This is a genomic window from Streptomyces sp. NPDC021225 (genome assembly GCF_044332865.1).
Taxonomy (GTDB): domain Bacteria; phylum Actinomycetota; class Actinomycetes; order Streptomycetales; family Streptomycetaceae; genus Streptomyces.
Genome location: NZ_JBIRPV010000009.1, coordinates 230591 through 254197, shown reverse-complemented (window position 1 = coordinate 254197; position 23607 = coordinate 230591). Strand labels below are relative to the sequence as shown.

Here is a 23607-nt window from a genome sequence, read left to right as displayed (position 1 = left end):
CACTCGCTCACTTGCGGCCGGGTGTCCAGTTCATGCCCCAGCCGTAGGCGTAGTCGAGGGTGCGCTGGGGGCTGACGCCACGTTCGGGCACCAGGTAGCGGGCCTCGCGCTGGACCACGAGGTCGCCCCCGTTGTTGGTGATCAGCGCGAGGGCGCAGACCGGGGAGGGGACGGTGCACTCGTCGAGCGAGAAGTCGATGGGCGCGCCGTGCTGCGGCTGGAGGGTGACCGTGGCATTGAGATTGGCGAAGCTGCGGGCGCCCTCGTAGATCGTGACGAAGACGAGGATGCGGCGGAACGCGTTCTTGTGGTCGAGGTTGATGGTGAGGTTCTCGCCGGACGCCTGGGCGCCGGTACGGTCGTCGCCGTCGAGGTGGATGAACGGTGGCTGGTGCAGCGAGCCGAAGGAGTTTCCGAGCGACTGCACCACGCCCTTGCTGCCGTCGGCGAGCTCGAACAGCGCGCCCAGGTCGAGGTCGAGGTCCCCGTGCATGGCGATGGCCTTGCCGAGTTTCTGGCCCCAGCCCTTGAACTGTTTGCGCACCTGCCAGTTGAGGTTCACCCGCATGGCACCGGAGGTGCCCCCCTGCTTGGTGAGCGAGACGGAGGGGGCCTCCTTGGTCAGGGTGATCTTGGACAGGCTCACCGGGGCGGCGGGGGCCGGGGGCGCGGCGGCCGGGTAGGCGGGCGCCGTCGGCGGCGGAAGCGGCACGGCGGCCCCGACGGGCGGCGCGGGCGGCATGGGCGGAAGTGGCGCGGACTGCGGTACGGGCGCGGGGGCCGCGGCCGGGGCGGCGGGGGTGTGCTGTGGCTCGTCGACGCTGATGCCGAAGTCCGTGGCCAGGCCCTCGAGTCCACTGCTGTAACCCTGGCCGACGGCCCGGAATTTCCACGCGCCCTGCCGGCGGTAGAGCTCGCCGAACACGAAGGCGGTCTCGACGGTGGCGTCCTCGCTGTCGAAACGCGCGATCTCCGCGCCACCCGAGGCGTTCAGCACCCGGATGAACAGGCCCGGGACCCGGCCGAAGTGTCCGCCGTCCGAAGACGCGGCGAGCACCACGGTCTCAATGGCGGGCTCGACCCGGTCGAGGTCCACCGCGAGCGTGTCGGTCACGGTGTCACCGGCGGTCCGCTTGCCCTCGTGGCGCACGGCGCCCGAGGAGTGTGCCGGCTGGTTGTAGAAGACGAAGTCCGCGTCGGAGCGGACCTTTCCGGATGCCAGCAGCAGCGCCGAGGCGTCGACATCCGGCACCCCCGGGCCGGTGCGCCAGCCCAGTTCGACCCGCACCGCCGACGCCGGAACCGGAACATTGCTGCCTTTGCGCATCGCCATGCTGTCCCCCTGCCTTTCTTCATTCGTTCATCAGGGCCCCCGGCCGGGCCACCGGGCCCGAGGTCCACCCGATCGGCGGACCGCGGCCGGTAACCCGCCGAAAACGCGCTCTTTACAGGATCTCAACGTACCCTGCGACCGTTTTTCCCTGGTTCGCTCGGGTTGGGGAACCCAAGCCGCTCCCAGCGGGTAAAACAACCTTCTTACCGGACTCCCCAATCGGCACATCGTGGGCTTAACTTATGGGCTATGACCTCCCCCCGCGGTAGCTACGGCAGCGGCTACTACTCCTCGTCGTCCTTCCCGGACACCCCGATCTACGACAGCCTCGTCGCCGAGCGGGGGACACCGCAGATCGCGCCCATCCGGGTGGCCCCGCCGTACGACACCGGCAGCCACCTCCCGGCGCTCCCCTCCGCGCTGCCGGCACTGCCGGCCGCGCCCTCCCAGTACAACCCCTCGCAGGGGTACCAGGGGGGTGGCGGTCAGCCGCAGCCCGCCGGGCTCCAGCAGGCGCCTTCGCCGTACATCCCGCCGCAGGCGGCGGGTCCGCGCGGCTACCCGGGAGGGCAGCAGCAGCCTCCGCAGCAGCAGCGTCCGGCGGCGCCCTCGGGCTACGAGGCGATGCGCCCGGCCATGCCGCGCCCCGCGGCACCCCGGCCGGCGGCTCCCGCTCCCTCGCCGTACGAGGACCCCTACGGCCGCCAGCAGTACCCGGGGCGGCCGCAGCAGCCGGGGCCCGGCTACTGAGCCACTGAGCGCCCGACGCGGCGGGGCCCGGGCACGGCGGCCGGGTCCGTGTCGTGGCTCGGGCTGGGCGCTGTCGGACCTCGCTGGCAAGATGTCCTCATGGTCAACCCAGTGCTGAGCGCCGTCCATGTGTACCCCGTCAAGTCGGTCGCGGGGACGGCTCCTCATGAGGCGGTCGTCGAGCCGTGGGGGCTCGCCGGAGACCGGCGGTGGATGGTCGTCGAGCCCGGCGGCAAGTATGTGACTCAGCGTCAGCAGGCGAGGATGGCACTGGTTTCGGCCGAACCGCTGCCGGGTGGCGGGATCCGGCTCGGCGCGCCCGCGCATGAGCCGCTGACCGTCGCCGTGCCCGGGCCCGGGGGCGCCACGGGGGCGGTGTCGACCGTGTGGCTGCACAAGGAGGCGGTCGACGTGGTCCCGGCGGGCGCGGCGGCCGACGAGTGGCTGAGCGGCTTTCTGGGCACTCCGGTCCGCCTGGTCCATCTGGACGATCCGTCGCGCCGTAGGCCGCTCACGCCCGAGTTCGCGCACGGGGGCGAGACCGTGAGCCTGGCCGACGAGTTTCCCCTGCTGCTCACCACCACCGCGTCGCTGGACGCGCTCAACTCGCTCATCGCCCAGGGGGATCACCCTGACGAGGGTCCGCTGCCGATGAACCGCTTCCGGCCGAACGTGGTCGTCGAGGGCACCGCGCCGTGGGCCGAGGACACGTGGCGGCGGATACGGATCGGCGAGGTTGTCTTCCGGGTCCCCAAGCCCTGTGCCCGGTGTGTGATCACCACCACCGACCAGGAGACCGCCCAGCGCGGCAAGGAGCCGCTGCGTACGCTGGCCCGCCACCGGCGCTTCGGTGATGAGCTCTTCTTCGGTCAGAATCTGGTCCCGGAGCTCCCCGAACTCCCCGGCCGGGCCGCGCTCTTGGGGGAGGGCCGCGGCATCGGAACGCTGCGGGTGGGCGACGCGGTGGAGATCCTCGAGTAGCGATGGCCCCGTCCGGCCCGGCCATCAGGGCCGTTCGGCCCCTTCCTGGTGTGCACACCGCTCGCCGATGCTCATCACCAGCGCCTGGGAACCACCTTCGCCACGGGGGCCGCGCCGGCTCTCACTCCACTGCGGTGAGGAGCCACCCGGACGGGCGCGGCCCCGTGCGGCGTGGGGCGCGGAGCCGGAAGGGGAGTCGGCCTCGCGCCCCACGCGACGTCATTCGGCGGCGCGGCGGTCCCTGATGCGCTCGGCGATGACCGCGGCCTGGATGCGCCGTCCCACGCCGAGCTTCGACAGAATCGCCGAGATGCGGTTCTTGACCGTCTTCTCGGCGAGGAACAGCCGCTCGGCGATCTGGCGGTTGGTCAGCCCCTCGCCGATGAGTTCCAGGATCTCCCGCTCGCGCGGCGACAGCCGCTCCAGCTCGACCGGCACGCTGGGCTGTGGCCCGCGCAGCCGGGCCATCACCCGCGCGGTCGCGCCCGGGTCGAGCATGGACCGGCCGCCCGCCACGGTGCGGACGGCGGACACCAGGTCGGAGCCGTTGATCTGCTTGAGCACATAGCCCGCCGCGCCCGCCATGATCGCGTCGAAGAGCGCCTCGTCGTCGTCGAAGGAGGTGAGCATCAGACAGGCCAGTCCGGGCAGCCGGGCCCGCAGCTCGCGGCACACCTCGATCCCCTCGTGGTCGCCTCCGTCGGCCGAGGAGCCGAGCCGTACGTCGAGCACCGCGACCCGGGGCCGGACGGCGGGGGCGCGGGCGATGGCCTCGCGCGCATTGGCCGCCTCCCCCACCACGCACAGATCGGGCTCCGAGTCGAGCAGGTCGCGCAGCCCGCGGCGCACCACTTCGTGGTCGTCGAGCAGGAAGACCCCGATGCGCTCGGCGGGCCCCACGGGGTCGGCTGTCGAAGCCACCGCTTCTCCTTCCGTTCCCTCAGTGGCGCGCGGGGCGCGCCGGCCGTGATCCGCCGCCCAGCTTTATGCCCCGACGCCGCGCGGGGTAAGGGCCGTTCGGCCCTCCGGCCGCCGCGAACGCCCGCTCGCGGGCCGCTTCAGGCCCGCTTGTTCTCCGCGATCAGCGGCCGCAGCACCCTGCGCAGATCCCGCTCGCTGAGCGGCGCCAGCGCGCGGGCGGCGAGCCGTCCGTCGGGGTCGAGGACGATGGTCGAGGGGATCGCCTGCGGGTTGACGCTGCCCCTGGGGAGCTTGAGCACGATCCTGCCCATCTGGTCGTAGAGGCTGGGGTACGGGACGCCGTACTCCTCCTCGAACCTGATGGCCGCCTCCCGGCTCGGGTCCCGGGTGTTGATGCCGACGAACCGTACGCCCTCGGCCTCGGTCTCCTTGGCCACCTTCACCAGATTGGGCGCCTCGCCCCGGCACGGCCCGCAATTGGATCCCCAGAGGTTGACCACGACGACGTGGCCCTTGTAGTCCGCGAGGTCCAGCGGCTTGCCGTCGAGCGTCTTGCCGGAGATCCCGTGCACCTGCTCGCGCTCGCCCGGCGCGTAGCTGCTGATCACCTCGTTGCCGCCACCCGACTTCGAGGTGTCGTCCCCGGAGGAGCCCGTTCCTGTCCCGCAGGCCGACAGGAAGAGGGCGGCGGCCAGTACGGCGGCCGAACCGGAGGCGAGATGACGGGTGTTCATGTGGTCAGCTTCGCAGGTCGCGGGTGCGCCTCGGCGCGCGGGTCCCCGGTCCGTTCAGGGCGACATGCCGCCGGCATACGGTCCGTACAGGTCCAGCAGCCGGGTGCGGGCGGACTGCAGCCGGCGCCCGATCACCTGGGCGCAGGCGAGGGCGAGCGCGTAACCGAGCTCGGTGTCCTCGTCGCACAGCCTGCGCACCGCCTCCGCGTCGAATTCGTATGCGCGCACCGGGCTGAGGGCCTCCGCGCCGAGGTGCCAGGTGTCCGGCGGGAAGAGCCAGGACCAGCCGATCAGCTCGCCGGGGCCGAGGGTCTCGATCACGGCGGCGCGCCGCCCGGGGACGTGCAGGTCGAGGGTGACCGCTCCGGTGCGGATGATCCAGAAGCGGTCGGCCGTGCGGCCCTCCTCGAAGATGCGGCCGCCCGAGGGGAAGGACACCTCGCGGGCGAGCGCCATCAGCCGGTCGCGGTGCTCCGTCTTCAGCGGGCTGAGAAGTCCCATCATGACCTCACTGTGCCGTCTCCCGCTGCTCGGCGCCCCTCGGCCGCCCTTCGGCGCGGACCGCGCGGACGGGCCGAAGGGCGGCCGGGCGCCGCTTGTGGCATCGTCGTAGGTGGGTCCTTGAGGTCCGGTGCCGCGCGAACGGCCCGGGCCGGGTACCACGCGGAGGCACGCATGGGACCGCAAGCCACGCTCACCGACCGCGAGCTGCACAGCCTGGACGCCCACTGGCGCGCGCTGAACTACCTGGCGGCGGGCCAGATCTATCTGACCGCCAATCCGCTGCTGGCGGAGCCGCTGCGCCCGGAGCACATCAAGCCGCGGCTGCTGGGCCACTGGGGCACCTGTCCCGGTCTGAACCTCGTCTACACGCATCTGAACCGGGTGATCTCGGCGCGCGACCTGGACGCGGTGTGCGTCTGGGGCCCGGGCCACGGCGGGCCGGCCGTGTTCGCCGGGGCCTGGCTCGAGGGCACGTACGGGGAGCTGTATCCCGACGTGGGGCGGGACCTGGCCGGGATGGCCCGTCTCTTCCGCCAGTTCTCCACGCCCGGCGGGGTGCCGAGCCACGCCGCGCCGCAGCTGCCCGGCTCGTTCCACGAGGGCGGGGAGCTCGGCTACTCCCTCGCGCACGCCTATGGCGCGGCGCTGGACAATCCCGGTCTGGTGGTCGTCTGCGTGGTCGGCGACGGGGAGGCCGAGACGGGGGCCCTCGCCGCGTCCTGGCACGCCGACAAGTTCCTGGATCCGGTGTACGACGGCGCCGTCCTGCCGGTGCTGCACCTCAACGGCTACAAGATCGCCAATCCGGCCGTCCTGGCCAGGCTGCCCGAGGGCGAGCTGGACGAGCTGCTGCGCGGCTACGGCCACGAGCCGCTGTACGTCACCGCAGCCGCCGGCGAGGACCCGGAGCGGACGCACCACGACATGGCGGCGGCGCTGGACGTCGCGCTGGACCGGATCGCGGCCTTCCAGCAGGCCGCGCGGGAGGGCGGCGGGGCGCGGCGGCGGCCGCACTGGCCGTTGCTCGTGCTGCGCACGCCCAAGGGCTGGACCGGCCCGGCCGAGGTGGCCGGGGTGCCCGTGGAGGGCACCTGGCGGGCCCATCAGGTGCCGCTCGCGAGGGTCAGGGAGGATCCCGGGCGGCTGCGACAGCTGGAGCGGTGGCTGCGCTCGTACCGCCCGGACGAGCTCTTCGGCGCCGACGGCCGCCCGCGCCCCGAGGTGCTGGCCTGTGTGCCGGCGGGCGACCGCAGGCTCGGCGCCAATCCGCACGCCAACGGCGGCCGGCTGCTGCGCGAGCTGCCGCTGCCCGACCTGGCCGGCCTCGCCGTCGCCGTGGACAAGCCGGGCACCCGGTTGCACGAGCCGACGCGAGTGCTCGGCGGGATGCTGCGCCAGGTGATGGCCGACACGGCCGAGCGCCGCGACTTCCGCCTGGTCGGGCCGGACGAGACGGCGTCCAACCGGCTTCAGGACGTGTACGCCGTGACGGACAAGGCCTGGCAGGCCGAGACGGTGGAGACGGACGAGCATCTGGGGCCGCACGGCCGCGTCATGGAGGTGCTGTCCGAGCATCTGTGCCAGGGCTGGCTCGAGGGCTATCTGCTGACCGGGCGGCACGGCCTGTTCTCCTCGTACGAGGCGTTCGCCGACATCGTCGCCAGCATGGCGTCCCAGCACGTCAAGTGGGTCCAGACCGCCCGTACCGTCCCCTGGCGGGCGCCGATCGCCGCCCTGAACTACCTGCTGACCTCGCATGTGTGGCGGCAGGACCACAACGGCTTCTCGCACCAGAACCCCGGGTTCGTCGACCACATCCTCAACAAGGACCCGCAGACGGTGCGCGTCTACCTCCCGCCCGACGCCAACACCCTGCTGTGCGTCGCCGACCATGTGCTGCGCACCCGGGACGCCGTCAATGTGGTCGTGGCGGGCAAGCAGCCCTGCTTCGACTGGCTCGGCCTGGAGCAGGCCCGCGACCACTGCGCGCGAGGCCTCGGCATCTGGGAGTGGGCGGGGACGGAGCGACCGGACGGCGAGCCGGAGGTGGTGCTGGCCTGCGCGGGGGACGTGCCCACCCAGGAGGCGCTGGCGGCGGCGTCCGTGCTGCGCACCCGTCTGCCGGAGCTGGCGGTCCGGGTCGTCAACATCGTCGACATGGCCAAGCTGCTGCCGCGTCAGGAGCATCCGCACGGTCTGACGGACCACGAGTTCGACGCGGTGTTCACCCGCGACCGGCCGGTGATCTTCGCGTACCACGGCTATCCGTGGCTGATCCACCGGCTCACCTACCGGCGGGCCGTCCATCCGCGGATCCATGTGCGCGGCTACCGGGAGATGGGCACCACGACCACGCCGTTCGACATGGTCGTGCGCAATGACCTCGACCGCTACCGGCTGGTCATGGACGTGTTGGACCGGGTGCCGGGGCTCGCGGTCCGTGCCGCGGGGCTGCGCCAGTCCATGGAGGACATGCGCCACCGGCACCACGCCTGGATCCGGCAGCACGGTGAGGACATGCCGGAGGTGGCGGAATGGAGCTGGCCCGGCTGACCCCAAGCAGAATGCGGGTGAGCAGATTGCGGGCACCGATCGTCCACTTCCGGTAAGTGTTCGATGCCCGAATCGTCAATCTCGGTCTCGGCGTGCGCGGGCGGCCCAAGGCCCGTACCCTCGGCTGCTTCATCGACCCTGCTGTCACTCGCACTCGTCAACAGGAGGCACCGGTGCCGGCGCAAACCCGCCTGTGGTCCGCCGATCGAGCCATGGAACGTCTGCTCCAGCGCCGTTTCACCGCACGCGAGTTGCCGCTGCTGCGCGTGCAGATCGAGGAGTGCGCCGCCTGGGCCGGGCTGGCCGAGGCGCGCCGGGGCGACTTCGTCCTGGCCGTGGACGCGATCGCCACCAACGCGGTGGAGCACGCCGGCGGGGAGGGAAGCCTGCTGCTGCGGCGGGTCGGTGACGAGCTGGAGTGCCGGATCAGCGACTCGGGCCCCGGCTTCTCCGAAGACGTCATCCCCCGGATCCTGCCGGGCCTGGACGGGGCGACCAGCGGACGCGGGCTGTGGCTGACCCGCCTGGTCACCGACCGGCTCGCGGTCAGCGCGGGCGCCGTCGGGGCCGTGGTGACGCTCGCGATGCGGCTGCGCTGAGCACTCCCCCGCTGTCTCCCGCGGCACCCCCGCCACCTCCCGCCACGCACGCCGGCCTGCCCCGCCTCGCCCGACCGGCTTCCAGCGGGACAATGGGAAGGAACGTATCCATGTGCTGACATGAGAGGCGGTGGGCGCGGTGGAGCTTCCCGTCGTGGTGGGGGTGGACGGTTCGGACGCCGCCTTCGACGCGCTGGACTGGGCGGCCGACATGGCCGCGCGGCGCCAAGTGCCGCTGCGCATCGTGCACGCGTCCCTGTGGGAGCGCTACGAGGGGTACATCCCCGCCGGCTCGCCGGACCGCCCGGCCGAGCGCATCCGCAGCGAGACCGTGCTGGCCATGGCCGCCGAGCGGGCGGGGCGGCGCTCCTCGACGCTCAAGGTGATGACGGATGTGGCGGCCGACGACGCGGTGACGGCCCTGCTGCGCGCCGCGCAGAGCGCGGACGCGGTGGTCGTGGGTTCGCGGGGGCGCGGGGAGTTCGCGTCGCTGCTGCTGGGCTCGGTGGGGCTGGGGATCGCGGCCCGTGCGCACTGCCCGGTGGTGGTGGTCCGCGGCCGCCCGGAGAATGTGCAGGGTCGGCTGAACCGGGTGACGGTGGGCATCGCCGAGCGCGAGCGCCCCGGCGGGCCCGAGTACGCCTCGGGCGCGGCGGCGAACGCCTTCGCGCTCCGCGAGGCGCGGCTGCGCGGCTGTGAGCTGGAGGCGGTGCACGCCTGGCGCTACGCGGCCGCCGAGGCGGCCGGGGAGCCCGGGAACCCCGAGGAGCGGGCGCGGCGCGCCGGTGAGCTGCTCGACGAGGCGCTGGGCGGCTTTTCGGCGGCGGCGCTGCCGCCCGTGCCGGTGGCGCACCGCGTGGTCGAGGCCTCGCCGCGCAAGGCGCTGCTGGACGCGTCGGCGCACTCCGACCTGCTGGTGGTGGGGGCGCGGCGGCGCCATGGCCACTTCGGCATGCAGTTGGGCCTGGTCAACCACGCGGTGCTGCACCATGCGCACTGCCCGGTGGCGGTGGTCCCGCAGACCTGACCGGCCCCGGCGACCCTGCGCCCCCTTCGACGGCAGGCGCTAGGCTGCCCTGAAGCGGCTGACGGGCACGACGGAGGCCAGGTGTCGGGCACTGGGGATCAGGGGCGCCATCCGGCACTGCCCCAACTGCGTCTGGACCAGCTCATCGACGAGCTTCAGGCGCGGCTCGACGCGGCGCGCGCCACGCAGGGCCGTACGCACAACCTCCTCGAGGCGGTGCTCAACGTCGGCCGCGAGCTGGATCTGGAGCAGGTGCTGCGGCGGATCGTGGAGGCCGCGGTGGTGCTGGCCGACGCCGAGTACGGCGCGCTGGGCGTGGTCGACCAGCACCGGCTGTCGGAGTTTCTGCCGGTGGGGATATCCGAGGAGCTGGCGCGGCGGATAGGGCCGCTGCCCGGTGGCCACGGTCTGCTCGGCGAGTTGATCCGCCGTCCGCAGCCGCTGCGGCTGACCGATCTGGCGGCCCATCCGTCCAGCCGGGGCTTCCCGGAGCACCATCCGCCCATGCACTCGTTCCTGGGGGTGCCGATCCGGGTCCGCGACGAGGTCTTCGGGATCCTGTATCTGACCGAGAAGCGCGGCGGCGCCGATTTCGACCCCGAGGACGAGGCGGTGCTGACCACCTTGTCGGTGGCGGCGGGCGTGGCCATCGACAACGCGCGGCTGTACCACGAGAGCAGGCGCCGCGAGCAGTGGCTGGAGGCGTCGGGTGTGATCACCCGGACGCTGCTGGCCGGGACCCCCTCGGGCGAGGCGCTGAGCCTGATCGCCCGCCTCGCCCTCCAGGTGTCCCTGGCCGACTCGGCGGCGGTGCTGCTGCCGGTCGAGGGGACCGGCAGCCTGCTGGTGGAGGTGGCCGAGGGCCATGACGCGGAGCGGCTCGGCGGGCAGGTGGTGCCGTCGGAGGGGTCGCTGGCCGGGCTGGCCGCGCGCACGGGCCGGCCGGCTGCCAGCGGCGACGTACGGGGCGATCCGCGGGCCTGGCCGATCCCGGCCCGGGAGGGGGAGTTCGGCCCGCTGGTGGCCGTTCCGCTGGTCGCGGGCGAGCGGAGTTCGGGGGCGCTGCGGCTGTGCCGGCTCGCCGGGCGCCCGCCGTTCGACCACCACGAGGTGGAACTGCTCTCCGGCTTCGCGGCGCAGGCGGCGCTGGCCCTGGAACTGGCCCGGCACCGGGCCGAGTCCGAGCGGCTGGCGCTGCGTCACGACCGTGACCGGATCGCCCGCGATCTGCACGACCTGGCGATCCAGCGGCTGTTCGCGACGGGGCTGACGCTCCAGAGCGCGGGGCGGCTGATCGAGCACCCCGAGGCGGTGGAGCGGGTGGGGCGGGCGGTGGACGACCTGGACGAGACCATCAAGATCATCCGTTCCACGATCTTCGCGCTTCGGGTGGTCGGGGACGGCGACGCGGAGGCCGGCGGTCTGCGGCGGCGCCTGGCCAAGGCCATCCGGTCGGCGTCCGATGTGCTCGGCTTCACCCCGGCGCTGGTGGTGGAGGGCCCGGTCGACACCGATGTGCCGGACGAAGTGGCCGACCAGGTGCTGGCGGTGCTCGCCGAGGCGCTCAGCAACACCGCCCGGCACGCGCGGGCGCGGCGGGTGGACGTACGGCTGAGCGTCGGGGTGGGGCTCACCCTGGTGGTCGCCGACGACGGCGTGGGCATGGGCGGCAGCGCGCCCAGCGGCGGCCTGGTCAACATGCGCTCCAGGGCCGGGCTCCACGACGGCACGCTGGACATCGAGGCGCCCGAGGCGGGAGGTACGCGGCTGGTGTGGCGGGTACCCCTGGCAACCGGCTGAGCTTACGCGACGGAGGGCCCGACCTCGTGATATTGCTCTCTCTTCGACGAATCCACGTATTTCCGGCCCGTCATGCGGTATCCACGAATGGGGAAGGGGGTGCGTGAGCATGCGGACGATCCGTGGACTGTGGCGCTGGCGGCGCAACCCGCTGCGCCGCGGGACGGACCTCGCCGAGGCCTGGGCGGCGCTGCTTGCCGTGGTGCTCATCGTCCTCGTGGCCCCTGCGGTCGGCTGGGTGACGGGCTCGCTCACGCACGGGGCGCTGCGCGAGACGGTGCGGGAGCAGCGGGAGCAGCGGCAGTTGGTCACGGCGACCGTGGTGAAGGTCCTGCCGCACCCTCGTATCGACTCCGATCCGGAGACCGCCTCGTCGCGTGACGCGCACCGCCGGGTGTTCGCCCGCTGGACCGGGCCGGACGGCAGCAAGCACTCCGGGGCGCTGGGCACCCACCCGGGCGCCGACCCCGGCGAACAGTTCCGGCTCTGGACGGACGGCCAGGGCCGGCCGGCGAGCCGCCCGCTGGACGAGGCGACCGCAGCCACCCACGCCGTGCTGGCCGGGACGGCCGCGGGGGCGGGAGTGGCGGGGCTGTTCGAGGGCACCCGGCGGCTGGTCGTATGGCGGCTGATGCGCCGTCGGTACGCCGAGTGGGACATCGCCTGGGAACGGGCCGGCCAGGACTGGGGCCGGGCGGGGGCCGGAAGCTGACGGCCGTGTGCCACGGCGTGGCACCGCGCTGAAACGGCGGAGCGGAGCCGAGCGTTCCGGCCACGGCCGCGTCAACGCACCGCCCTCCGCGCACGCTACGGTGGGGCTTTCACAGCACAGCGGCACAGTCGCACGCAGCCGGCATACGCACGAGGTGGGGGCACAACAGCACCATGGCACAGGGCTCGGTCGTCCAGGTGACGCACAGCGGAACGTCGCGGTGGCGGCGCCGCACAGGTGAGTACGGCTCCCTCTCGGCGGCCCTGGAGGCCGCGGGGGACGGTGATGTGCTCTCCATCTCGCCCGGCACCTATCGCGAGAATCTGGTGGTGGGCCGGGCCGTCACCCTGCGCGGCCCCGAGGGCTCGGGGCGCGGCTCGGTACGGATCGCCCCGGCCGACGGCGTCGCCCTGACCATACGCGCGTCCGCGGTGATCCAGGATCTGCATATCGAGGGCCAGGACTCGGCCTCGCCCGCGCTGCTCGTCGAGGACGGCACCCCGGAGCTCGCGGATGTGCGGGTGGCGACCCGCTCGGCGGTGGGGATCGAGGTGCGCGGCGGCGCCCGGCCCACCGTGCGGCGCTGCACCGTGGACAATCCGGCGGGCGTGGGGTTCAGCGTGCTGGACGGGGCGGGCGGGGTGTTCGAGGACTGCGAGGTGGTGGCGGCGGGCCAGTCGGGCGTCGATGTGCGCGGCGGCGGGCATCCGCGGCTCGAGCGCTGCCGCGTCCACCACGCCTCGGGCGCGGGGCTGTCGCTGACCGGCGAGGGCAGCGCGCTGGAGGCGGTCGGCTGTGAGGTGTACGAGATCAGGGGCGCCGGCGTGCAGGTCTCGGCGCGCGCCACGGGGCATCTGACCGACTGCCGGGTGCACCGCACGACCGCCGACGGGGTCAACCTCGACACGGACGCGGTGCTCACGCTCGCGGACTGCGACATCCACGACATCCCGGAGAACGCGATCGACCTGCGGTCCCGTTCGGTGCTCACGCTCACCCGCTCCAAGGTGCGCCGGTTCGGGCGCAACGGCCTGTCGGTGTGGGACCCGGGCACCCGCGTGGACGCCAACCAGTGTGAGCTGCACGAGAGTACGGGCGACTACCCCGCGGTGTGGGTGAGCGACGGCGCGACGGCCGTCCTCGACTCGTGCCGGGTACACGATGTGCCCGACGCGCTGTTCGTGCTGGACCGGGGCTCGCGGGTGGACGTCGTCGACAGCGATCTGTCGCAGGTGCGCAACACCGCGGTGTCGGTGAGCGACGGGGCGACCGCGCAGCTGGACGACTGCCGGATCCGGGAGGCGGCCACCGGCGCCTGGTTCCGTGACCACGGCAGCGGCGGCACGCTGGCGGGCTGCACCATCGACGGGACGGCGACGGGTGTGATCGTCACCAAGGGCGCCGACCCCAAGGTCGAGCGCACCACGGTCACCTCCCCCACCGAGGCCGGTTTCTATGTGTCCGCCGAGGGCCGGGGCACCTTCGACAACTGCCGGGTGTCCGGCAGCGGGGGCTACGGCTTCCACATCATCGACGGCTGCCGGTCCACCCTGACCCGGTGCCGTACGGAGCGGTGCGCGCGCGGCGGTTACGAGTTCTCCGAGACCGGTCCGATCGTGGAGGACTGCACGAGCGACGAGAGCGCGGCCACGCCCGCCGCGCGGTCGGTCGCGGCGGCGGCCGGGAAGCCCGCGGTGGAGACGGCCACGTCGACGGGCGGGCTGCTGGGCAGCATTCCGGCGCAGCGCACCTCCGACGGCGCCGCCCCCGCCGCCGCGGCCGCGCCGGCCGCCCCGGTGGAGGTGCGCGCGTCCGAGGCCGTGCTGGGCGAACTGGACACGCTGGTGGGCCTGGAGAGCGTCAAGCGCGAGGTGCGTGCCCTCACCGACATGATCGAGGTGGGCCGGCGTCGGCAGCAGGCCGGCCTCAAGGCCGCGTCGGTGCGCCGCCATCTGGTCTTCACCGGCTCCCCCGGCACCGGCAAGACCACGGTGGCCCGGCTGTACGGGGAGATCCTGGCCTCGCTCGGGGTGCTGGAGCGCGGCCATCTGGTGGAGGTCTCCCGGGTGGACCTGGTCGGCGAGCACATCGGCTCGACGGCGATCCGCACCCAGGAGGCCTTCGACCGGGCGCGCGGCGGTGTGCTGTTCATCGACGAGGCGTACGCGCTGTCGCCGGAGGACTCGGGCCGGGACTTCGGCCGCGAGGCGATCGACACGCTGGTGAAGCTGATGGAGGACCACCGGGAGGCGGTGGTGGTCATCGTGGCCGGCTACACCGCGGAGATGCAGCGCTTCCTGACCGTCAACCCGGGCGTGGCGTCCCGCTTCTCGCGCACCATCACCTTCGGCGACTACGCCCCGGAGGAGCTGCTGCGGATCGTGGAGCAGCAGGCGGAGGAGCACGAGTACCGGATCGGCGAGGGCGCGGCAGAGGCGCTGCTGAAGTACTTCACGGCGATCCCCAAGGGCCCGGCGTTCGGCAACGGCCGCACCGCCCGGCAGACCTTCGAGGCCATGGTGGAGCGGCACGCGGGCCGGGTGGCACAGCTGACCGATCCGAGCACGGACGACCTGACGCTGCTCTACCCGGAGGATCTGCCGGAGCTCTTGTGACGCGGTGGGGACTGGCCCGGGAGGCGGGCCAGCAGCCCGGCCCGCTCCTGGTCGAAGGCCGGGTCGGCCTGGTAGTCGGAGTGGCCGAGGATCGGGGCGGGCAGCGGGTGATCGGCGGTGCGGCCGTAGGCGAGCGGGTCCTTGAGCCCCTCGTGGTCCACCTCAGGACCGGTGCCGTCGGGCAGCCTGATGGGGCCGCCAATCGGGTCGGTGTACCGCCACAGATTGCGCCAGCAGCGGACCTCGTCGTGCAGGGAGCACAGCTCGGCCATGCCGAAGTAGGCGGGGAACCAGCGCCCGTAGAGCCGCTCCAGCGGTGAGCCGTAGGTCAGCAGCGCGACCCGGCCGCGGGTGCGCCGGTCGACCTGCCAGACCGCGGCGGCGGCCAGCACGCTGCCCTGGGAGTGGCCGGAGATCACCAGCCGGCCGCCGTGGCGCCGGGTCCAGGTCTCCATCCGCCAGGTCAGGTCGGGGACGGCCCGCTCCGCGTAGCAGGGGGGCGCGAAGGGGTGGGCGGCACGCGGCCAGAAGGTGCCGACGTCCCACAGGATGCCGATGGTGCGGCGGGCGGAGGGGCTGCGGTAGGCGCGGCGGGCCCAGGTGACGAGCAGCAGGAAGGCCAGGCCCATCAGCCAGGAGCCGAGCGCCTGCGCGGTCCGGGCCGTGGCCTCGACGGCCGCGGGGCCGCCCTCGGCGGCCCGTCCGGGCACCTGGTGGGTGGCCCAGGCCCCGGTGACCGCGGCCGCGCCGAGGAGCAGGGTGAACAGGGCGACGGGGCCGATGATGGCCGGGGCGGAGTCGGTCAGTCCGGCGCGGGCGATCACCCCGGCGATCTTTCGGGTGCGCACCGCGTCGGGCTGCTCCCCGGGGTAGCCGTCGGGCACGGTGCGTACGAGCCGCCGCCGCACCCGCCACACCCGCACGGCGAATAACAGGGCCACCAGCAGCACCACGAACAGCACGGCGGGGACGACCGCCGCCTGCCAGGACAGCAGGGCCGGAGGGCCGGCGATGGGGCCCCCGGCCATGCCGGGCGTGGCGTCGCCGTCCAGCCAGTCGGCCACGCGCTGGGCGACGCCGCCGCAGAGCACCGCGCCGAGACCGCAGGCCAGCATCGCCACGGCCGGCCCGGCGAGGCCGCGCAGCGGGGTTCGTCCGGCGGGCGCCGCCCGGTACAGCGCCAGTGCGCACAGGGCCAGGGCGACGACGAGGGTGCCTTGGGCGAGCGCGAGGACGCCGAAGGCGGCGTCGCCCGGCAGCCGCCCCCGGGAGGTCCAGCCGGGCCGGGACCAGCCGGCGTACAGCATGGCCAGGGCGAGCACGCCGAGCGCGGCGCCGGGCAGGGCGGTGGTGGTGATCCGGTCCAGCTCGTCGTCGAGCCTGGTCTCGCTGCGGCCCCGGCGGCACACCACGTACACCACGAGCAGGGCGCCCGCGGTGAGCAGGGCGAGCAGCAGCCACCCGAGGGCGTCGAGGAGGGCGCTGCCGCCCGGCTCGCGGTCGTAGGAGGCGGTGGCCGCGGTGAGGCCGGCGGCGATGGTCAGAAAGCTCGCCGCGGTGTGCGCGGCGCGCAGCCGGGCCACTATCCGGCGGCCGTACCAGAAGCCGGGCAGGCACAGCGCGGCGCGGTTCCCGGACGCGGGGTCCGACTCGTCCACCGGCCGGCGCAGCGGGGGCTGTGACTCGTACGCGCTCCAGGTGCGGTTGGACAGGTACCACAACAGCCCGCCGAGCGCGGTGGGCACGAGCGAGGCCAGGGCGAGGCGGCGGCCGGGCTGGCTCCACCAGCCGTGGTCCCGCGGCGACATGAAGCCCAGCCAGGACCTGTCGTCCGCGCAGGGCTGCGAGCCCGCGCACTGCCACGCCACCAGGTCAAGCGCCACCTCACAGGCCCCGGCGATCAGCAGGACGGTGAGGCTCAGCGCGATCAGCCGCACCAGGAGGCCGTAGGCGCGCACGGTGCGCTCGCGCCGGTCGGCGGCGGGCCGCATCCAGTGGGCGAGGTTGGCGACCATGAAGGGCAGCAGGAGCAGCCACAGCGCGCGGGCGCCGTTGCCGGAGGTGAGGTTGGACCAGCAGTAGGCCTCGCGGACCGGTGACTCGCGGTAGTCCTGGGGGCGGTTCTCGGCGTCGGTGTCCTCGATGCGCCGGTAGATCCCCGCGGTCTCGTCGCCGGTGACCAGCACGGTCCGCGGGTCGGTGAGCATCTCCTGCGAGGTGGCCCCGCCAACACCGTGGACCAGCAGCTCCAGGTCGGGCGGCGGCCGGTCGTCGTTCTCCGCCGCCGCGTCGGTACTCGTATGCGTCGCCGCTGCCACCGCGTCCCCCCGATCCCGGTGTGGTCGTCCCGTCCAGGATCGTGCCCCCGGGGCGCGGGCCCGACGCCGCAGCGCCGGGCGTGGCGAAATCGTGATCCCGGGGTTCGGGAGAGATCGTGTGGCCCCGCGGCATGCGAAGATGAGCCGCGGACGGATGAAGACAGATGAAAGCCGATGGGAACGCGAAGGGACGGGCCGCGTGAGCGACAACCAGAATCTCCTCGCGGAGCAGCGGCGTGCCCTGATCCTCGACGAGGTGAGACGGCGCGGCGGGGTACGGGTCAACGAGCTGACCCGCAAGCTGAACGTGTCGGACATGACGGTCCGTCGCGATCTGGACGCCCTGGCCCGGCTGGGCATGGTGGAGAAGGTGCACGGCGGCGCGGTACCGGTCGCCGAGGCGAGCACCTACGAGCCGGGGTTCGAGGCCAAGTCGGGTCTCGAACTGAGCGCCAAGGAAGACATCGCGAAGGCCGCGGCGGCGATGGCGGCGCCCGGCACGGCGATCGCGCTGGCCGGCGGGACCACGGCCTTCGCGCTGGCGCAGCAGCTGCTGGACGTCCCCGACCTGACCGTGGTGACGAATTCGGTGCGGGTGGCGGACGTCTTCTACAACGCCCAGCGGTCGGCCGCGGGCGGCGGGGCGGGGCCGCGTCCGGGGGCGGCGACGGTGGTACTCACGGGCGGGGTCCGCACCCCCTCGGACACGCTGGTGGGTCCGGTCGCGGACGCCGCGGTCCGCTCGCTCCACTTCGACGTGCTGTTCCTGGGGGTGCACGGGATATCGGTGGAGGCCGGTCTGTCCACCCCGAACCTGGCCGAGGCGGAGACCAACCGGCACTTCGTCCGGTCGGCGCGGCGGGTGGTGGTGGTCGCGGACCACACCAAGTGGGGCACGGTGGGCCTGAGTTCCTTCGCGTCACTGGACGAGGTGGACGCGCTGGTGACGGACCCGGGGCTGCCCGAGAAGGCCCGGGCGGAGATACTGGAGCATCTGCCCGGGGAGCTGGTGGTGGCGGGCGAGCCCGCCATGTGAGCGTGTCTCGGGGCGCTGTGCGGGCTGGACTGAGGAGCCGCGCAGCGACGGAGGAGCGAGCAGCGACGAGGGAAGCCCGCGCGTAGAAGCGCCCCGAGACTGAGCGGGAAAAGGAGCGCGTGTCTCGGGGCGCGGGCGGAGGGGCCGTCGAGCCGTCGGGCGCCGCAGACATCTGACGGGGCGCCAGTTACCGTGGGCGGCATGAGACATCGTCTGCGTCCCGTGGGTCTCGGCTATGTCCGCACGGCCCCGCTGCGGCTGGTCTTCGTCGCCGAGGCCGCCGCCCCGCCCGAGGCGGTGTTCACGGCGCTGGCCGACGTCGAGGGCTGGCCTCGGTGGTACCGCCAGGTCGCCGCGGCCCGCTCCACCGACGACGGCAGGGGCCGCGAGATCCGGCTGAAGGGCGGCACCCGCTTCACCGAGACGGTCATGGCGGCGGACCCCGCGGAGCGCTATGCCTACCGCGTGGACCGGACCAATATCCCGGGGCTGCGCGCCCTGCTGGAGGAGTGGCGGCTGGTGCCCTCCCCCTACGGCACCGGCTCCCTGGTGCGGTACACCTTCGCGGTGGACGGGGTGGCGCCGCTGCGGGGCGCCCTGCGACTGCTGCGCCCGGGCCTGCGGCGCGCCTTCCGCGACGCGGTGCGCGCGCTGGACCGCCAACTGGCCGCCGCGGCGCCCTCCTGAGGGGTCGGTCGTTCGAAGCGGCTATCGCGGCCAGCGGCCTGTCGTGAGGAAGGCGTCGATCGTCTCGGCGTAGGGCGCGATGTCCAGCCCCTGCTCCCCGAGCCAGGCGTCCGAGTAGTACTTGTCGAGATAACGGTCGCCGGGGTCGCACAGAAGCGTGACCACGCTCCCCGTGCGCCCCCCGGCGACCATTTCCGCGACGATCTTCAGCGCGCTCCACAGTCCGGTGCCCGTGGAGCCGCCCGCCTTGCGCCCGATGGCCCGCTCCAGGGCGCGTACGGCCGCGACGCTCGCCGCGTCCGGGATCTTCATCATCCGGTCGATCGCGCCGGGCACGAAGCTGGGTTCCATCCGGGGCCGGCCGATGCCCTCGATGCGCGAGCCGTGCTCGCTGGAGGCCGCCGCGTCCTCGTGGACCCAGCCGTCGAAGAAGCAGGAGTTCTCCGGATCGGCGACGCACACCCGGGTGTCGTACTGCATGTAGTGGATGTAGCGGGCGATGGTCGCGGAGGTGCCGCCGGTGCCCGCGGTGGCCACCACCCAGGCCGGCTCGGGATAGCGCTCCAGGCGCAGCTGCTGGTAGATGGACTCGGCGATGTTGTTGTTGCCGCGCCAGTCGGTGGCCCGTTCGGCGTAGGTGAACTGGTCCATGTAGTGGCCGCCGGACTTGGCGGCGAGCGCGACAGCCTCCTCGTACATCGTCCGCGGGTCGTCCACGAAATGGCACCGGCCGCCGTGGAATTCGATCAGGCGGCACTTCTCCGGGCTGGTCGTGCGCGGCATCACCGCGATGAAGGGCACGCCGATCAGCCGCGCGAAGTACGCCTCGGAGACGGCGGTGGAGCCGCTGGACGCCTCGATGACGGGCCTGTCCGGGCGGATCCAGCCGTTGCACAGCCCGTAGAGGAACAGCGAGCGGGCGAGCCGGTGCTTGAGGCTGCCGGTGGGGTGGGTGGACTCGTCCTTGAGGTACAGGTCGATCCCCCACCGCTCCGGCAGCGGGAAGCGCAGCAGGTGGGTGTCCGCGGAGCGGTTGGCGTCGGCCTGGACCTTGCGGACGGCCTCCTTGAGCCAGTCCCGGTAGCCTTGGTCACTGCGGTCGACATCGGCGGTATCGACGGTCCCGGCCGCATCGACGGTCTCGAAGGTGTCGACGTTTTGACGGATGTCGGTGTCGGTGTTGACGGTCCGGCCGCCCGCTCGCGCTGTGCTCTCCACGCGCCGCTCCTTGCCTATCCTGAGGCCCCAGTAGCGCACTCGGGCCTTTTCGGATCATAAGTGGGCACCTGTGCGCCCTGGCATCCCGGGCCAGTCCCGGGCACACTGCGCAGCAGGGAGAATGTGAAAGATGGCTGGGAGAGCGGCGCACATGCCGGCGAGAGTCACCGGGGAGGCGGTCACCATGGCCGATACGGAGTTCAACGCCCGCGGGGTGCGGATCGAGCGGTTTCTGCGCTCGGTCACGCATGCCGGACAGGTCCTGATCAAGGACGGCAGGCTGCACTTGCTGACCAGCTACGGCCGGGAGATCGACAGCGCCCCCGTGCAGTCGGTCCAGGCGAGCAAGCCGTGGTTCGCGGACGGCGACCAGGCCCTCGCGACGGTCAACGGCACCCGCTATCGCCTCACCCTGGGCGAGCGGGACGCCGCGGCCAAGGCCGCCGCGCCCGGCGCCGCCAGCCGCTTCCTCGACGTGATCCGCAGCGCGCGAGGCCACACCTCCAAGGGCTGACGCCCCCGGCCATCGCCGGGACGTACCCCCTGAGTTGCGCACATGGGCGCGGGGGTCGACCCTGGACGCACACCAGTATCACTGAGGGTCAACGGGCGGTGACGCTGAGAACCGGCCTCTCCCGGTCGCGCCCGGCAGCCACCACTGGTGACGGTGGCCGCTGCGCGCGTTCGACGCCCGCATCTGAATCAGGCTAGCCCCAACTTCTTCAGGGAGTCGCAGCCGTGATCAGTCGTCCAAGCAGACATTGCACGGTGGAGCTTCAGGCCCTGCCGTCGCGGATCGGGCAGGTCCGCAGAATCGTGTCCGCGCAATTGCGCTACTGGCACCTGGATCCGCTCATCGATCCCGCCGCGCTCGCCGTCACCGAGCTGCTCGCCAACGTCCACCGGCACGCCCAGCCGGACAAGCAGTGCACGGTGGAGATCGTTCTCATGCTGGACCGCTTGACGGTCTCGGTCCGCGACCACGATCCGCGGCTGCCCCATGTCCCCGAGTGCGACCTGATGGCCACCCATGGCCGGGGGCTCGCCCTGGTCGCGGCGGTCAGCCAGAGCTGGGGCATGCACGCCCGGGACGACGGCAGCGGGAAGGTCGTCTGGTTCTCCCTGGCCGTGCCGCAGCCCGCCACCCCCGCCAAGTCCCCCTTCGCGGCGCACGGCGCGGCCCGCACCGCCCCGCCCGACCGCACCGATCTCTCCCGCCCCGCACCGCCGGCCGGGGTCCGGGAGCGGGCCCCCGCCGCCCGTTCCGCAGTGCCCCACTGAGCCGCGCGCCCCCGGTCGGGCCGGGGGCACCGCCCGGCGGCGGCCGGTGGAGCCGGGTGGAGCCGCCCCCATCTGTACTTACTAGTATGTACAGTGGGTTCATGAGCACTGCGGACCGGTTGATCGAGAGCACTCAGGACCTGCTGTGGGAGCGCGGCTACGTGGGCACCAGCCCCAAGGCCATCCAGCAGCGCGCGGGCGCGGGCCAGGGCAGCATGTACCACCACTTCAGCGGCAAGCCCGACCTCGCGCTCGCCGCCATCCGCCGCAGCGCGGAGCAGCTGCGCGCCACCGCCGAGGCGTGCCTCTCCGGCCCCGGCACCGCGCATGACCGCGTGCGGGCGTATCTGCTGCGGGAGCGGGAGGTGTTGCGCGGCTGCCCGATCGGTCGGCTGACGATGGATCCGGACGTCATCGGCGACGCCGCGCTGCGCGAGCCGGTGGAGGAGACGCTCGACTGGCTGCGCGCGCGGCTGGCCGGGGTCGTCTCCGAGGGGGTGGAGCGCGGGGAGTTCGACGCGGGGCTCGACCCGGAGCGGATCGCCGCCTCGGTCGTCGCGACCGTCCAGGGCGGCTATGTGCTGGCCCGCGCCGCGGGTTCGCCGGCGCCTTTCGACAGCGCCGTCCAGGGCCTGCTGGACCTGCTCGCCGCCCGCGCGCCGCGGCCCCGGCGGTCGGCCTCGTAGGGGATCTTGGGGCCTCTTGGGCCTTGATGCCCCTCAGTGCGTCACGCGCGCTTCCGCGCCGATACGACAGGAGTTCCCCGTGCACGCCATGCAGTACCGGATCACCCTGCCCGCCGAATACGACATGAAGATCATCCGGCATCGGGTGGAGTCGAAGGGCCCACTGCTGGACGACTTCCCGGGGCTCGGGCTGAAGGCCTACGGCATCCGCGAGCGCGGGGTCGACGGCTCCCCGGTCAACCAGTACGCGCCGTTCTACCTGTGGGCCGACCCGGAGGCCATGAACCGCTTCCTGTGGGGCCCCGGATTCCAGGGCATCGTCCGGGACTTCGGCCGCCCCTCGGTCGAGACCTGGCAGGGTCTGGCCTTCGAGCCCGGCCCGGCGCAGGGCACGGTACCGCGCACCGCCACCCGCCACGCCACGGCCGTCCCGGCGGGCGCCGACCCGTCAGGTGGCGGTCCCGCGGGCGCGGTCGAGGGCGCGCTGGAGGAGGTGCGGCGGACGGCCCGCGCGGACGGCGTGCACTCGACGGCCCTCGTGATCGACCCGCGCGGCTGGGAGCTGCTGCACTTCACCCTCTGGGAGGACGCCGCCCCGCCCGACGCCCCCGGTGACCGCTACCAGGTGCTCCATCTGTCCACGCCGGACCTGGCGCGGCTGCCGCGCGGACGCCAGTGGTGAGCGCGGCCGAGCGGACGGAGCAAGCCGCCGTACGGACCGTGCTCGGCGATGTGCCCGGTGAGGCCCTGGGCATCTGTGACGCGCACGACCACCTGTTCCTCCAAAGCCGGCTCCTGCCCGGGCAGGAGCTGGCCGACGTGGCCGCGGCAGACGCCGAGCTGCGGGCCTTCCGCCGGCTCGGCGGAAGCGCGGTGGTGCAGTGGACGCCCTACGGCCTGGGGCGGGCGGCGGACGAGCTGGCCGGGCTCTCCCGGGCCACCGGCGTCCATCTGGTGGCCGCGACGGGCCTGCACCAGGCACAGCACTACGCACCGGGCACTGTCGAGGCGGTGCTCGAGGGGCTCGCCGAGCTCTTCGTCGACGAGCTGACGCGCGGCATCGGAGGCACCGGCCCGCGCGCCGGGCTGATCAAGGTCGCCGGCGGCTTCCACGGCCTCGACGCCCACGCCCGCAGCACCATGGCCGCGGCCGCCCGAGCCCATCACCGCACCGGCGCGCCCATCGCCGTCCATCTGGAGCTGGGGACGGGCGCCCTGGACGTACTGGAGCTGCTGTGCGGCGAGCACGAGGTGGCACCGCGGAGCGTGATCCTCGGCCATCTGAATCGCTCGCCGGACCCGGTCGTGCACCGGCAGGCGGCCCGGGCCGGGGCGTTCCTCGCCTTCGACGGGCCGTCCCGCGCCAACCACGCCACGGACTGGCGGCTGCCCGAGGTGCTGGCCGCGCTCGTGGACGCCGGGTACGCCGGTCAGCTGCTGCTGGGCGGTGACACGACCACGGCCGCGGCCCGGTCGGCGAACGGCGGCCCCGGCATGCCGTATCTGCTCCGCCGGCTGCGTCCCCGGCTCGAACTGTCCCTGGAGGCCGAGGTGGTGAGCCACATGCTCACCACCAACCCGGCCCGCGCCCTGGCTGCTGCCTGGCGGGCGGGCTGAGGCCGGGCCCGGGGCGGCGGGTGGTACCGCTCGCGGCCGCGCCACCGCGGCCGTGCGCCTGAGGGCCGCGGGGCGCGAAGCCGCGCTGCGGCAGCGTCTGGGCCGTGTCCGGTGGCCACGCGGCGGAGCCGCACATCGATGCTGCCCCCCACCCCGCCCCTTCCCGAAACTGGGGCTCCGCCCCAGACCCCCAGGAGTCCAGGGGCAAAGCCCCCCACGCGGCGGAGCCGCACAT

Annotated in this window: 21 protein-coding genes; 15 read left to right on the top strand and 6 right to left on the bottom strand. The window is 73.5% G+C overall.

Annotated features, from left to right (window positions below; genetic code table 11):
• Positions 1–7: 7 nt before the first annotated feature.
• Complete coding sequence (locus tag ACH4S9_RS33675) at positions 8–1333, bottom strand: TerD family protein (protein WP_398375368.1); 1326 nt, start codon at positions 1331–1333, stop codon at positions 8–10.
• Positions 1334–1582: 249 nt separating this feature from the next.
• On the opposite strand from ACH4S9_RS33675, the gene ACH4S9_RS33670 reads away from it, so the two are divergent.
• Both ACH4S9_RS33670 and ACH4S9_RS33665 read left to right on the top strand, forming a co-directional pair.
• Positions 1583–2083, top strand: a complete 501-nt coding sequence (locus ACH4S9_RS33670; RefSeq protein ID WP_311723128.1) for a DUF6643 family protein — start codon at positions 1583–1585, stop codon at positions 2081–2083.
• A gap of 99 nt (positions 2084–2182) precedes the next feature.
• The gene (locus ACH4S9_RS33665; protein WP_398375366.1) at positions 2183–3064 is read left to right on the top strand and encodes an MOSC domain-containing protein; all 882 of its coding nucleotides are present in this window, start codon (positions 2183–2185) and stop codon (positions 3062–3064) included.
• Between the two features lie 219 nt (positions 3065–3283).
• Here the strand turns inward: ACH4S9_RS33665 and ACH4S9_RS33660 are convergent, their stop codons facing one another.
• The 3 genes from ACH4S9_RS33660 to ACH4S9_RS33650 form a co-directional block, all read right to left on the bottom strand.
• Positions 3284–3985 carry a response regulator transcription factor gene (locus tag ACH4S9_RS33660; protein WP_311723130.1) on the bottom strand — a complete coding sequence of 234 codons (702 nt, stop codon included), beginning with the start codon at positions 3983–3985 and terminating at the stop codon, positions 3284–3286.
• 137 nt (positions 3986–4122) lie between these two features.
• Complete coding sequence (locus ACH4S9_RS33655; RefSeq protein WP_398375363.1) at positions 4123–4719, bottom strand: TlpA family protein disulfide reductase; 597 nt, start codon at positions 4717–4719, stop codon at positions 4123–4125.
• 54 nt (positions 4720–4773) lie between these two features.
• Entirely contained in the window at positions 4774–5223 is a 450-nt protein-coding gene (locus tag ACH4S9_RS33650) for a cyclic nucleotide-binding domain-containing protein (RefSeq protein WP_311723132.1), read from the bottom strand.
• A gap of 171 nt (positions 5224–5394) precedes the next feature.
• Between ACH4S9_RS33650 and ACH4S9_RS33645 the strand changes: the two genes are divergently transcribed.
• From ACH4S9_RS33645 to ACH4S9_RS33620, 6 genes are all read left to right on the top strand, one after another.
• Positions 5395–7776 (top strand): phosphoketolase, encoded by a 2382-nt coding sequence (locus tag ACH4S9_RS33645; protein ID WP_398375361.1) that lies wholly within the window; start codon positions 5395–5397, stop codon positions 7774–7776.
• Between the two features lie 212 nt (positions 7777–7988).
• Complete coding sequence (locus ACH4S9_RS33640; RefSeq protein WP_311723353.1) at positions 7989–8375, top strand: ATP-binding protein; 387 nt, start codon at positions 7989–7991, stop codon at positions 8373–8375.
• 130 nt (positions 8376–8505) lie between these two features.
• Positions 8506–9402, top strand: a complete 897-nt coding sequence (locus tag ACH4S9_RS33635) for a universal stress protein (protein ID WP_385343439.1) — start codon at positions 8506–8508, stop codon at positions 9400–9402.
• An 81-nt stretch (positions 9403–9483) separates the two neighbouring features.
• The gene (locus tag ACH4S9_RS33630; protein ID WP_385343436.1) at positions 9484–11202 is read left to right on the top strand and encodes a GAF domain-containing protein; all 1719 of its coding nucleotides are present in this window, start codon (positions 9484–9486) and stop codon (positions 11200–11202) included.
• Positions 11203–11311: 109 nt separating this feature from the next.
• Positions 11312–11914: a hypothetical protein gene (locus ACH4S9_RS33625; RefSeq protein WP_311723136.1), complete on the top strand. Its 603-nt coding sequence runs from the start codon at positions 11312–11314 to the stop codon at positions 11912–11914.
• Between the two features lie 173 nt (positions 11915–12087).
• Positions 12088–14529: a right-handed parallel beta-helix repeat-containing protein gene (locus ACH4S9_RS33620; protein ID WP_385343432.1), complete on the top strand. Its 2442-nt coding sequence runs from the start codon at positions 12088–12090 to the stop codon at positions 14527–14529.
• On the opposite strand, the gene ACH4S9_RS33615 is transcribed toward ACH4S9_RS33620, so the two are convergent.
• Complete coding sequence (locus ACH4S9_RS33615) at positions 14499–16847, bottom strand: hypothetical protein (protein WP_398375358.1); 2349 nt, start codon at positions 16845–16847, stop codon at positions 14499–14501. The genes ACH4S9_RS33620 and ACH4S9_RS33615 overlap by 31 nt on opposite strands.
• Positions 16848–17046: 199 nt before the next feature.
• Between ACH4S9_RS33615 and ACH4S9_RS33610 the strand changes: the two genes are divergently transcribed.
• Together ACH4S9_RS33610 and ACH4S9_RS33605 are read left to right on the top strand one after the other, a co-directional pair.
• The gene (locus tag ACH4S9_RS33610; protein ID WP_311723138.1) at positions 17047–17883 is read left to right on the top strand and encodes a DeoR/GlpR family DNA-binding transcription regulator; all 837 of its coding nucleotides are present in this window, start codon (positions 17047–17049) and stop codon (positions 17881–17883) included.
• Between the two features lie 201 nt (positions 17884–18084).
• The gene (locus ACH4S9_RS33605; RefSeq protein WP_311723139.1) at positions 18085–18570 is read left to right on the top strand and encodes an SRPBCC family protein; all 486 of its coding nucleotides are present in this window, start codon (positions 18085–18087) and stop codon (positions 18568–18570) included.
• A gap of 21 nt (positions 18571–18591) precedes the next feature.
• Here the strand turns inward: ACH4S9_RS33605 and ACH4S9_RS33600 are convergent, their stop codons facing one another.
• Entirely contained in the window at positions 18592–19737 is a 1146-nt protein-coding gene (locus tag ACH4S9_RS33600; protein ID WP_385343616.1) for a PLP-dependent cysteine synthase family protein, read from the bottom strand.
• 235 nt (positions 19738–19972) lie between these two features.
• On the opposite strand from ACH4S9_RS33600, the gene ACH4S9_RS33595 reads away from it, so the two are divergent.
• From ACH4S9_RS33595 to ACH4S9_RS33575, 5 genes are all read left to right on the top strand, one after another.
• A complete protein-coding gene (locus ACH4S9_RS33595; protein WP_311723356.1) occupies positions 19973–20302 on the top strand; it encodes a hypothetical protein in 330 nt (109 codons plus the stop codon).
• 224 nt (positions 20303–20526) lie between these two features.
• Complete coding sequence (locus ACH4S9_RS33590; protein WP_398375357.1) at positions 20527–21069, top strand: ATP-binding protein; 543 nt, start codon at positions 20527–20529, stop codon at positions 21067–21069.
• Between the two features lie 101 nt (positions 21070–21170).
• Positions 21171–21755 (top strand): TetR/AcrR family transcriptional regulator, encoded by a 585-nt coding sequence (locus tag ACH4S9_RS33585; protein WP_398375355.1) that lies wholly within the window; start codon positions 21171–21173, stop codon positions 21753–21755.
• A gap of 79 nt (positions 21756–21834) precedes the next feature.
• The gene (locus tag ACH4S9_RS33580; protein ID WP_398375353.1) at positions 21835–22437 is read left to right on the top strand and encodes a DUF4865 family protein; all 603 of its coding nucleotides are present in this window, start codon (positions 21835–21837) and stop codon (positions 22435–22437) included.
• Positions 22434–23372, top strand: a complete 939-nt coding sequence (locus ACH4S9_RS33575; RefSeq protein ID WP_398375351.1) for a phosphotriesterase — start codon at positions 22434–22436, stop codon at positions 23370–23372. The genes ACH4S9_RS33580 and ACH4S9_RS33575 overlap by 4 nt, the downstream gene beginning before the upstream one ends.
• Positions 23373–23607: the final 235 nt, after the last annotated feature.